Annotated in this window: 10 protein-coding genes; all 10 read right to left on the minus strand. The window is 69.6% G+C overall.

All coding sequences use genetic code 11. The features are described 5' to 3' along the window. Nucleotides 1-1,718, minus strand: a 1,718-nt coding sequence (locus tag AC1DVI_RS31080) for a heavy metal translocating P-type ATPase (RefSeq protein WP_476961260.1), incomplete at its 3' end; no start/stop codon positions are given. 151 nt (nt 1,719-1,869) lie between these two features. Further along, a complete protein-coding gene (locus AC1DVI_RS31085) occupies nt 1,870-2,328 on the minus strand; it encodes a c-type cytochrome (protein ID WP_476961261.1) in 459 nt (152 codons plus the stop codon). A gap of 19 nt (nt 2,329-2,347) precedes the next feature. Next, nucleotides 2,348-3,214 (minus strand): WD40/YVTN/BNR-like repeat-containing protein, encoded by an 867-nt coding sequence (locus AC1DVI_RS31090; protein ID WP_476961262.1) that lies wholly within the window; start codon nt 3,212-3,214, stop codon nt 2,348-2,350. Nucleotides 3,215-3,276: 62 nt separating this feature from the next. Then, entirely contained in the window at nt 3,277-3,669 is a 393-nt protein-coding gene (locus AC1DVI_RS31095; protein WP_149164849.1) for a hypothetical protein, read from the minus strand. 37 nt (nt 3,670-3,706) lie between these two features. Beyond that, nucleotides 3,707-6,823, minus strand: a complete 3,117-nt coding sequence (locus AC1DVI_RS31100) for an efflux RND transporter permease subunit (protein ID WP_476961263.1) — start codon at nt 6,821-6,823, stop codon at nt 3,707-3,709. A 13-nt stretch (nt 6,824-6,836) separates the two neighbouring features. Then, nucleotides 6,837-8,561: an efflux RND transporter periplasmic adaptor subunit gene (locus AC1DVI_RS31105; RefSeq protein WP_476961264.1), complete on the minus strand. Its 1,725-nt coding sequence runs from the start codon at nt 8,559-8,561 to the stop codon at nt 6,837-6,839. Beyond that, the gene (locus AC1DVI_RS31110; RefSeq protein ID WP_476961265.1) at nt 8,558-9,751 is read right to left on the minus strand and encodes a TolC family protein; all 1,194 of its coding nucleotides are present in this window, start codon (nt 9,749-9,751) and stop codon (nt 8,558-8,560) included. The genes AC1DVI_RS31105 and AC1DVI_RS31110 overlap by 4 nt, the downstream gene beginning before the upstream one ends. Further along, nucleotides 9,744-10,421 carry a methyltransferase family protein gene (locus AC1DVI_RS31115; RefSeq protein ID WP_476961266.1) on the minus strand — a complete coding sequence of 226 codons (678 nt, stop codon included), beginning with the start codon at nt 10,419-10,421 and terminating at the stop codon, nt 9,744-9,746. The genes AC1DVI_RS31110 and AC1DVI_RS31115 overlap by 8 nt, the downstream gene beginning before the upstream one ends. Further along, complete coding sequence (locus AC1DVI_RS31120) at nt 10,418-10,690, minus strand: DUF2933 domain-containing protein (protein ID WP_476961267.1); 273 nt, start codon at nt 10,688-10,690, stop codon at nt 10,418-10,420. The genes AC1DVI_RS31115 and AC1DVI_RS31120 overlap by 4 nt, the downstream gene beginning before the upstream one ends. Nucleotides 10,691-10,700: 10 nt before the next feature. Then, nucleotides 10,701-11,291, minus strand: a 591-nt coding sequence (locus AC1DVI_RS31125; RefSeq protein WP_476961268.1) for a Spy/CpxP family protein refolding chaperone, incomplete at its 5' end; no start/stop codon positions are given.

The raw sequence follows: 11,291 nt of genomic DNA on the forward strand, positions 1-11,291 counted from the left end.
GCGTTGCCGAGGGACACTGTGCGCCCGCCGACCGTCCCGACGACGCCCTTGCCGGTGACGGAGCCGAAGTCGGCGACGTCCCGCAGCGGCAGGCCCCGTTCCTTGGCGGAGGCGACGATGGCGGCCGCCAGCGGGTGCTCGCTCGACCGCTCCAGGCTCGCCGCCAGCGTCAGAAGGTCCGCCTCGTCGATGCCCGGCGCCGGAACCACGGCGGTCACCTTTGGCTTGCCCTCGGTCAGGGTGCCGGTCTTGTCAACGACGAGCGTGTCGACCTTCTCGAACCGCTCAAGGGACGCCGCGTCCTTGATCAGGACGCCCGCGGTCGCCCCCTTGCCGACACCGACCATGATCGACATCGGCGTCGCCAGCCCCAGCGCGCAAGGGCAGGCGATGATGAGCACCGAGACCGCCGCGATCAGCGCGTAGGCGAAGGCGGGCTGCGGCCCCCAGACCATCCAAGCGACGAAGGCCAGGGCGGCCACGAGGATCACCGCCGGAACGAAGTAGCCGGACACCACGTCGGCCATGCGCTGGATGGGCGCCTTGCTGCGCTGGGCCTCGGCCACCATGGTGACGATGCGCGACAACATGGTGTCGGACCCTACCTTCTCGGCGCGCATCACCAGGGCGCCCGTCTGGTTCACGGTGCCGCCGATGACCTTGGCGCCCGGCTCCTTCCCGACCGGCATGCTCTCGCCGGTGACCATGGACTCGTCGACGGCGCTGCGGCCCTCCAAGACCTCGCCGTCGACCGGCACGCCGTCGCCGGGACGGACGCGCAGCCGGTCGCCGACCTGGACCACCTCGAGCGGCACCTCCTCATCCTCGCCGTCGGTACGGATGCGCCGCGCCGTCTTGGGCGCGAGGTTGAGCAGCGCGCGGATGGCGCCGCCGGTCTGCTCGCGGGCGCGGAGCTCGAGCACCTGCCCGAGCAGCACCAGCACCGTGATGACGGCGGCCGCCTCGTAATAGACGGCCACCACGCCGTCCATGCCGCGGAAGCTCGGCGGGAAGACGCCCGGCAGGAACGTCGCGACCAGGCTGAACACGTAGGCCACCCCGACGCCCAGCGCGATCAGGCTGAACATGTTCAGGCTGCGGTTCACGAACGACCGCCAGCCGCGCTCCAGCAGCGGCCAACCCGCCCACAGCACCACCGGCGTGGCCAACAGAAACTGCACCCAGACGGAGACGCGGGGCGGCACTACGTCATGGAGCCCAAGCCCCGGGATGTGGCCGCCCATCTCCAGCACCAGCAGCGGCACGCTCAGGACCAAGCCGATCCAGAACCGCCGCGTCATGTCGACGAGTTCAGGGTTGGGCCCTTCCGCAAGGGTGGCTCCGACCGGCTCCAGGGCCATGCCGCAGATCGGGCAGTTGCCCGGCCCCTCCTGGCGGATCTCCGGGTGCATCGGGCAGGTGTAGATCACGCCCTTCTGCGGCGACGCCTGGGCGGCCTTCTCGGGAGCGGCGGGCTTTGCCTCCAGCTTCAGGTACCGCTCCGGGTCGGCGACGAACTTGTCGTGGCAGCGCGCCGAGCAGAAGTGGAAGGTCTGGCCGCCGTGCCCGGCTTGGTGCCCGGTCCGCTCGGGATCGACCATCATGCCGCACACGGGGTCCTTCACCTTGGGCCGGTCGTCGGCACCGGCGTGGTGGTCGTGCCCACCGTGACTGTGGTGGTCAGGATGGTGTGCGTGGCTGCGGTGCTGGTCGTTCATGTTCGCTTCTCCCTTCGCATGCAGGCGTCGGTGCCTCCGCGTTCGTTCGCGCTTCCCGGCACCGGCGTGCGATGGCATCCATGAAACCAAGGCTCCACCTTCCAATGACTGGAAGGTCAAGCGCGTTGTGTGGCCCGCTCGCGTCCTCTCCTCACTTCTTCGCACGTTCGCTCATGGCGGCGTGGCGACGACGGATCTCCGCGGGCCAGGAGCTCTTGATGAAGGCCAGGACCGCCCAGATCTCGGCATCGCTCAGCACGCCGCCGAAGGCGGGCATGTCGCTCTCGTAGCTGGGAGGGGCGAACTCAACGACGCCTTGCCTGGTGATTTTGAAGAGGTCGGCGTCGGGGTGGTGCCACGTGTGCCCGGAGGCGTCGTGCGGCGGCGCGGGCAGACGGCCGTCCGGCTTGCGGCTTTGCCACTCCGGCTGGCCCTCGAGTTGCACGCCGTGGCACGACGCGCACTGCTCCGCGTAGACCGCCTTGCCTCGGGCAACCTGGGCGGCGTCGGTTGGATCGGCGCCTGCCTTGGGTCCAGCGAACAGGACGACGCCAACCACCGCGATCGCCGCACCCATGGCCAAGCCAACGCCAATCTTCATCGCCTTCATCACCACATCCCCCGGCACATCACGACCGGAACGGTTTCCAGGTCTTGCCGCCGTCCTGGCTGATCAGGATGGCGCTCTTGTCGGTCACGGCGTAGAGCCGCTCGGGGTTGGTCGGGTCGACCGCAAGGTGCAGCAGGACGGAGTCACCGAAAGTGTTGCTGACCGGTTGCCACGCGAGGCTCGGCTCGGTCGTCTTGAGCAGACCGGTGCCGACTTGGTAGGCGTAGGCGGCGCCGTCCTTCGTGGTCGCGACCATGGTCGCCGGGCGCCGCACGATGTTGGCGGCCTGCCAAGTCCTGCCCGCGTCGCGGCTCACCATCAGTCCGGCGCGCGTGGCGCCGTACACGGTGTTCGGGTCCTTCGAGGAGGCCGCCAGGTCGAACATGTCGGCGGGCGGCTTGCCGGTCACCTCCCAGGTCTTCCCGGCGTCGCGGCTGATCTGGACGCTGCCGTAGTGCCCGTACAGCACCTTCGGGTCGGCCGGGCTGACGTCCATGGCGTGGAAGTCCACGGGTCCGTTCACACCCGCCGAGACCGGCTTCCAGGTCTTCGCGCCATCGGTCGAGACGAGGACGCCGAGGTTCCCGCCCTTCTCCGGGTGACCGCTGGCGAAGAAGGCGTCGGGCTGCGCCGGATTCGGTGTGAACCCCATGTAGTCCCAACGGTTGTCGGATACCCGCGTGGCCGTGCCGTCGGGGTTGGTCAGCCACACGCCGTGATGCGAGGCGAGATACAGGCGCGACGGGTCTGCGGGGTCCACGGCAATCCCGTGGAGGTGCGAGACCTCGTTCAGCTTGAGGGTCTCGGCCGCCCGGACCGGTCCGGCGACCACGGCACCGACCAGCAGGGCGGCAGCCATCGTGGCGAATTTCTTCTTGGCGCTCATCGCGCATTTCCTTGCTTGCGGGGCGGCATGGGGCGGGGAGCCTCATGCCGCCCATGCCGATCTCAGTGACCTGCGTGGCCCATCTCGAAGCGGGCCTGCACCGGCTTCTGGCCGGGCATGGTCAGCGCGGTGACCACCTTGACGCTGTCGTGCGCGCCGCCGAGGTTCGCCTGCCCCTTGAGGGCGTTGGCGCCCGCGGGTTCGAGCGCGACCTTCTGGGTCTGCTTGTTCGCCAGGACGGTCGCCTCGGCCTTGGCGCCGGTCACATCGACCGGCTTGTCGGCACCATCGGTCACGTACAGGACGACGTCGTTGCCCTTGAGCACGACTTCGACGTGGTAGGGGCCCGCGTCGGCGCGCTGGCCACCGTTCGGGCCAATCTTCGGGCCGTCGGCGAAGGCCGTGGCCGGGGCGGTGAAGAGGGCGGTGGCGAGCAGGAGGGTCGAGAACTTCACGGTGTGGTTTCCTTCTGGATGGACCGGGTGAGGGGGATCAGTAGGCCTCGGCCGGGCGCAGCGAACCGGCCTGGGCGGCAACCAGACGGTTCAGCGGCTTCTCGCCGAGCTTGAGGAAGAGGACCGGGGTCAGGAAGGTGTCGAGCAGGGTCGCGCTGACCAGCCCGCCAAAGATGGTGACGGCGACCGGGTGCAGGATCTCCTTGCCCGGCGCGTCGGTGCCGATCATCAGCGGCACCAGCGCCACGCCCGCCGACAGTGCGGTCATCAGCACGGGTGTCAGGCGCTCCTGGCTGCCCCGGATCACCATAGCCTTGCCGAAGGTCTCGCCCTCGTGCAGGACCAGGTTGATGTAATGGCTGATCTTCAAGATGCCGTTGCGCGTGCTGATGCCGGTCAGCGTGATGAAGCCGATCATCGAGGCCACCGACAGCGGCTGTCCGGCGATCCACAGCGCCGCGACGCTGCCGATGAGGGCCAGCGGCACGTTGCCCATGATGATCAGGGCGAGCACCGCCGAGCGGTACCGGCTGTAGAGCACCAGGAAGATCATCGCCAGGGACACCATCGACAGCGCAGCGATGGTCTTGGACGCCTCCTCCTGCGCCTGGAAGGTGCCTTCCAAGCTGGTGAAGTAGCCCGGCGGCAGCTGCGACCGGGCGACCACGTCGCGGATGCCCGCGACGATCCGGGCCATGTCCGTCTGGCCGTCGGAGTTGCCGAGGATGACGATGCGGCGCTTGCCATTCTCCCGGAGGATCTGGTTGGGGCCGTCTGTCTCCTCGACCGAGGCGAACAAGCTGAGCGGCACCCGGCCCGCCGGGGTCTCGACCAGCAGGTTCGCCAGGCCGCTGGTGGTGCGGTCCTCGTCCGACAGGCGCAGCACCACGTCGAAACGCCGGGTGCCGTCGACGATCTCCGACACCACGCGGCCGTTGGACAGGCTCTCCAGCGCGTCCGTCGCCATGGCCGGGGTCACGCCGTAGAGCGCCGCCCGCTCGTAGTCCACGACCACCTGGACCTGCGGGATGCGCACCTGCTTCTCGATCTGGAGGTCCACCAGTCCTGGAACCGCCGCGAGCTTCTGCTGAAGCTGCCCGGCGAGGCTGCGCAAGGTGTCCAGATCCTCGCCGTAGACCTTCAGCGCGATCTGCGCCCGCACCCCGGAGAGCATGTGATCGAGCCGGTGCGAGATCGGCTGGCCGATGTTCACCGACACCGGCAGGGCGGCCAGCCGGGCGCGGACATCGGCCAGCACCTCGGCCCGGCTGCGTTCGGACGGCTTCAAGTCGACATCGATCTCACTGGAATGGACGCCCTCGGCGTGCTCGTCGAGTTCGGCGCGGCCGGTGCGGCGCCCGACGGAGGCCACCTCGGGCACCTGCATGATCAGCCTCTCCGCCGCCAGCCCGACCCGGTTGGACTCGGCCAGCGAGATGCCGGGGTTCAGCACCATGGAGATGGTCAGCGTGCCCTCGTTGAACGGCGGCAGGAAGGCGCGTGGCAGGCTCGGCACCGTCGCCACGGCGATCAGGACGGCGGTCCCCACAGTGGCGAACAGCGTCCCCGGGTTGGCGAAGGCCCAGCCCAGTAGCCGAGCGTTCCCGGCCTTCAGCTTGCGGACCAGCCAGCTGTCATGCTCCTCCAGCCGCTTCAGCCTGGGGAGAAGGTAGTAGGACAGCACCGGCGTGACGGTGATGGCGGTGACGAGGCTGGCCAGGATGGAGACGATGTAGGCAACGCCCAGGGGCGCGAAGAGGCGTCCCTCGATGCCGGTCAACGCAAACAGCGGCACGAAGACCAGGATGATGATGATGGTGGCGTAGACGATGCCCGAGCGCACCTCCTGCGAGGCCGAGGCGACCACCTCCAGGACGGGCCGCGGGTTGCCCGCCCGCCGGTTCTCGCCGAGGCGCCGGTAGATGTTCTCAACGTCCACCACGGCGTCGTCGACGAGTTCGCCGATGGCGATGGCGAGGCCGCCCAGCGTCATGGTGTTGATCGACATGCCGAACGCCTTGAACACCAGCACGGTGATCAGGATCGAGATCGGGATGGCGGTCAGCGAGATGAACGTCGTCCGCACGTTCAGCAGGAACAGGAAGAGGATCACCGCCACGACGGCGACCGCCTCAAGCAGGACCTTCTCCACGTTGCCGATGGAGGTCTGGATGAAGTTGGCCTGCTTGAACAGGATCTCGTCGGCGTGGACGCCCTTCGGCAGGAACTTCGCCAAGTCGCCCAGGGCGGCTTCCACCTCGGCGGTCAATGTCGTGGTGTCGGCGCCGGGCTGCTTCTGCACCGACAGGATCACGGCGGGCTTGCCGTTGACGCCCGCGTCGCCGCGCTTCACGCGGGCGGCGAAATCCACGGCGGCGATCTGGTGGAGCAGGATCGGCTGCCCCGTCTTGTAGGCGACGACGAGATTGCGCAGGTCCTCCAGCCGGGTCGTCCGGCCGATGTTGCGGATCAGATACTCTTGGGAATGCTGGTCGATGAAGCCGCCACCGGTGTTCGCGGAGAATTGCTGGAGCGCCTTCACGAGCTCGTCGGTGGTGATCTCCAAGTCGTGCAGGCGCGCCGGGTCGGGGGCGACGCGGTACTGCCGGATCTCCCCGCCGATGGGGATGACTTGGCTGACGCCGGGAATGGCGAGCAGCCGCGGCCGCACCACCCAGTCGGCGAGTTCACGCACCTCCATCGGGCCGACGCCGTCGCCGGACATGGCGATCAGCATGATCTCGCCCATGATGGACGAGATCGGCCCCATCTGCGGCCGGACGTTGGGCGGAAGCTGTCTCTGGACGATGGCCAGCCGTTCCGCGACCTGCTGGCGGTTGCGGTAGATGTCCGTGCCCCAGTCGAACTCGACGAAGACGATGCTGAGCCCGACGCCGGACACCGAGCGCACGCGGGTGATGCCCGGCATGCCGTTCATCGAGGTTTCCAGCGGGAAGGAGACCAACTGCTCGACCTCCTCCGGCGCCAGCCCCTCGGCCTCGGTCATCAGGGTGACGGTCGGCTTGTTCAGGTCGGGGAAGACGTCGATCGGTAGGTCTTTGAGGACGAACGAGCCGTAGACGACGAGGATCGCCGTGGCGGCCAGGACGAAGAGCCGGTTGCGCAGGCTGGTGTTGACGAGGAAGTTGAACATGGCGGGGCGCTCTTCACCGGACCTGGTTGAGGAGACCGGCGCCGTCGGTGACGATGCGCGCCTCCGGCTCGACGCCCGCCAGGACGAGCACCGTGTCGCCGTCGACGGGCTGCGTGCGCACCGGGCGGGCGACGAAGCGTTGCGGCGTGTCGTGCTGCCAGACGATGGGCTGGCCGCTGGCGTTGCGCACCACGCTCTGCCGCGGCAGGACGATGCCCGACGCGGTGCCCTGCACCTGGGCGACGAGCCGGACCGGCTGGCCGACGCCGAGCCCCGACGGCGGATTGCCGATCCGGAAGAGCAGCGGGATCGCCTGTTGGCGCAGCGCGAGATTGGAGCCGAGGAGTTCCAGGGACAGGCTGGTGCCGTCGGCCGTCATCGCCGTGGCCGCCTTGATGGCGTTCGCCACCCGGGGATCGAAGGCGACCGCCTCGACCATCAGCCGCGACGGGTCGACGATCTCGAACAGCACCTGGTCGCGCCCCTCGACCACCTGTCCGGCCTTGACGTTGTTGGCTGTGACCACGCCGGAGATGGGCGCCCGCAGGGCTTCCTTGGTCGTCAGCGCGGGGGACAGGGCCGCCCGGCGCTTGCGCAGCCCGCTGAGGTTGGCCTCCGCCTCTTCGATGTCGCGCTGGGGCACGCTGCCTTCCAGCTTCCGGAGCCGCTGGAGGCGGGACTCGGCGATGACGAGTTCCTGCTCCACCACGGCGATCTGCTGCTGGATGCCGCTGCGGTCCACAAAGGTCACGGCGGGGGCGATGTAGGCGAGGATTTGCCCGGCCTCGACCCGCTGGCCGACGTAGGGCAGCCCCTTGTCCCCCGGCTCGATGCGACCGCTCTGCGTGGCCTGGACGTGACCGCCGCCGTTGGGGTCGGCGATGACCTGACCGATCAACCGCACCGTCTGCGCCGCCTCCTGCGGCTTGGCTACGACGGTGCGGACCGACAGCAGACGTTGCGACGGCTTTGGCACGTACAGGCTGCCGTCCGGCAGGCGTCGCGGGCTCTCCGATGCACCGGTAGCCCCCATCGGGACGGCCGCCGTTGGTGCCTTGCCCTTGTCCTCGTCGCCGTGGCTGTGGTCCTCGCCGCCGTGGGCAAAGGCGGCGCCGCTCGCCAACAGCAGGCCGATGCCGACCAGCGCGGCGCCTGCGACCGTCCGCGTGCGTCCACGCTGGGTCAGGGCGACGGTGGTCAGGACCCCGAGCAGGAAGACCATGACCGCCCCCAGCATCAGGCCGGAATCGTTCCGGACCTGCCCGAGGACGGCGGAAACACCCTGCGCACCGCCGGTCTGTGCTTCGGCCGCGGACGCCGGAACCTCCAGTGTGCCGATCAGCAGGTCGGCCGCGTCGGCCGCGGTGACGGAGACGGTCACTTCATGGGATCCCGGTTTGGAGAGCCAGGACGGGTCGAGGCGGTAGACGCCCTCCTCGCCGGAGACGGGCGAGGCCGTCGCGGCCTCGCCATCAGCGCTCACCTCAATGGTGGCGCCGTTCACGGGCTCGTTGGTGGCGAAGCGGTCCAGATGGACGAGCAGGGTCTTTCCCCGGGCGACCGCCACGAGTTCGAAGTCGGACGAGGACGTTTCCAGGGTGGGGGCGGCCGTCGTGACGACCGGCTTCGGCTCCTCGCCGCCATGGGCGTGGCCCTCGTGGGCGAGAGCGGGAGCAGCGACCGGCGCGGCAAGGCTCGCGGCGACGACGGTCGCGGCAAGAAGGCGTCGGGTGGTCATGGGAGAACTCCGAGGGACTGGTTCATACGGGCGCGGGCGGCGCCGAGCTGGACTTCGGCGGTGGCGCGGGCGAGGTCGGCCTCGAAGGCCGCCTCCTGGGCGCGCACGTGCTCGACGAGGCTGATCTCGCCCGCCCTCCGGGCGCGCTCGATGTTCGACAGGCGTGCCCTGAGGGCCGCAGCCCGGTCGCGGGCAATCGACAGGCGCTCGCTCGCCGCCTGGTGGGCGAGGCGGGCTTGCCGGATGTCCGACTCGACCGTGCGGGTCGCGTTGGCCTGCTCGGCCTCGGAGCGGACGACCTCGCTCAGCGCCTCGGCCCGCTTGGGCGCGTTCACGGCCTCGACCGCGAACGGGATGCGGACGGAGACGCCGAACACGGTGTCGTAGCGTTCCTCGCGGCTGTCGCGCTCGCGGCGGGCCATCAGCCCGACCTCCGGGTTGTCGCGCGTTGTCAGGTCCACCAGTTGGCGCTGGGCCTGGGCCGAGCGGACGCCCAGCCGAGCCGCCAGCAGGGAGGGGTGCCGCTCAAGCGGCGGCTCGCCGATCTCCGGCTCCGGTGCCGCCTTCGGCGGCGCCATGCCGGTGAGCGTCCGGAACACTTGGCGGGCCTCCTCCAGGGCGAGTTCCTCGTCGCGGAGATCCGCCGCGACGGAGAGAGCCTCGGCGCGGGCCAGTTGATGGTCGGCCTCCGAAATCTCCCCGGCCCGGGCGGTCCGTCGGGTGTCGGCCTCGAGCTGGCGGGCGAGTTCGGCGCGCCGCTCGGCCAACGCGACCTGCCACTGGGCCGTCCGGACCTCCCCGGCGACCGCCAGCTGGCGCGCGGCGATCTCGGCGTCGGTGCGCGCCAGCAGCGCGTCGCCCGCCCGGACGGTCGCCGTTCCCTGGCCGGGCAGCCAGAGCGGGACGCCGAGTTCGGCCTCGTACTCGCGCCGTCCGATGTTCCGGTTCAGGTAGTCGCTCGTGTGCCGCAGCGTGACCGCCGGGGCGGCCGGGACCAGCGCCTCCCCGGCACCGCGCCGGGCGGTGGCCACGGCCCTCTGTGCCTCCAGGCTCCTGACTTCGGGGTTGAGCTTCCAGGCGCCCTCGACCGCGTCCCGAAGCGTCTGCGCTCCGGCCGGGAGCGCCAGCAGGCACACGGCGACGGTCGTTGCCGCCGCTTGCTTCGTGGGCTTCCAACCAGAATCACGCACCGAACGACCCTCCCACTCTGGGGTGGTTCGGCCCACGGGAGGAGAGACGCGGAAGCCAACCCGGCGTGACCGCGGCGTAACGCTCGTACTCGGCGCCGAACACCCGGAGGGCTTCCCGCTCCTCGGACCGGGCCAGACGGACGTACATCAGGACCAGCAACGGGAACATCGCCAGCGTCAGGATGGTCGGCCACTGGAGCAGGAAGCCGAACAGGATGCCGATGAAGGCGATGTACTGCGGGTGCCGGACATAGGCGTACACGCCCGTCGTGGCGAGCCGGTCTTGCTTCTGCGCCGCGTAAAGCACTTTCCAGGCCGCCGAGAGCAGGACGAAGCCCGCGAGGATCAAGACGTTGCTGAGGATGTGCAGCACGTTGAAGTGCGGGTTGCCCTCCAGGCCGAAGATGGTCGACCAGAGGTGCCCGGCGTCGTGCGACAGGATGTCGAGGCCCGGATGGCGGGTCTGGAGCCAGCCCGAGAGGAGGTAGATGGTCAACGGAAAGCCGTACATCTCGGTGAACAGTGCCACGATGAAGGCGCTGAACGCCCCGAAGGACCGCCAGTCCCGGGGCGACTGCGGCTTGCCGAAGCTGAAGGCGAAGATGATGAAGATGGCCGAGTTGAGGGCGACCAGCATCCACAGGCCATAGGCCGAGGCTTCGTGCGTCATGGCGTGCCCCGCTTGTTCGGCCGGTCGGCGTCACCATTCCCGCCGTGGCCGCCATGCCCGTGGCCGCCATGCATGAACAGGTGCATCAGCGGGCACAGGAGCAGGACGAGAAGCGGAAGCGCGTCGAGCGCATGGTCGACGTGGAGGAGCGACAGGTACACGGCCGCCAGGGCGGCCCCGCCAAGTCCGGCCAAACCGGTCCAAGTCCGGTACCAGGGCGTGCGCGCCAGCGGCTCGGGAGCGTGATTGGGGTGTTCGTGGTGCGTCATGGCCGCCTCCTCACATCATGCCCATGGGGCCGGGGAGCAGCCGGTCCGCGAGCGCCTTCTGCTCGTCGGTCAGCACGGCGTAGAGCGGCTTGGCGGCGGACTCCAGCGCCTTCAGGGCGTCGAGCCGGGTGGACAGCGCCTTCTGCTGGAAAGCGAGCCGGTCGGGCCAGGAGGAGGGCATGCCGCCTTTGGTCATCTGCTCGTGCATGGCCTGATGGGCCTTGGCGTTCGCCCGCAGGCTGTCGGCGAAGGCGTTCCACTGCGGTGCTTGGGCGTCGGTGATCTTGAGTTCGGCCTTCAGGAACGCGATGCGGCCTTCGACGTGCTCGAAGGGCAAGCCCATTCCGCCCTGCTGGCCCATCATCATCTGGCGCATCATGGACATCATGCCGGGCCCCATCATCCCGGCTTGGCCGTCCTGCTGGCCCGACATGCCGCCCATCATCGAGCGCATCTGGTCCATATTCATCATCATGCCGGGCTGGCCACCCTGCGCCTGGGCGCCGGGCTGGACGATGATGCCGCTGCCCATGCCCTGACCCATCATCGGCGCGTTGCCGGGCGCGCCGGGCTTCGCGCCCGGGGTCGGCTGCGTGGGAGG

This window comes from Azospirillum sp. P4_B5 (assembly GCF_056402275.1).

Bases quoted from the DNA above. Each gene is read 5' to 3' on its own strand.
- AC1DVI_RS31085 (WP_476961261.1), bottom strand. From the start codon at position 2,328: ATGAAGGCGATGAAGATTGGCGTTGGCTTGGCCATGGGTGCGGCGATC.
- AC1DVI_RS31090 (WP_476961262.1), bottom strand. From the start codon at position 3,214: ATGAGCGCCAAGAAGAAATTCGCCACGATGGCTGCCGCCCTGCTGGTC.
- AC1DVI_RS31100 (WP_476961263.1), bottom strand. From the start codon at position 6,823: ATGTTCAACTTCCTCGTCAACACCAGCCTGCGCAACCGGCTCTTCGTC.
- AC1DVI_RS31105 (WP_476961264.1), bottom strand. From the start codon at position 8,561: ATGACCACCCGACGCCTTCTTGCCGCGACCGTCGTCGCCGCGAGCCTT.
- AC1DVI_RS31115 (WP_476961266.1), bottom strand. From the start codon at position 10,421: ATGACGCACGAAGCCTCGGCCTATGGCCTGTGGATGCTGGTCGCCCTC.
- AC1DVI_RS31120 (WP_476961267.1), bottom strand. From the start codon at position 10,690: ATGACGCACCACGAACACCCCAATCACGCTCCCGAGCCGCTGGCGCGC.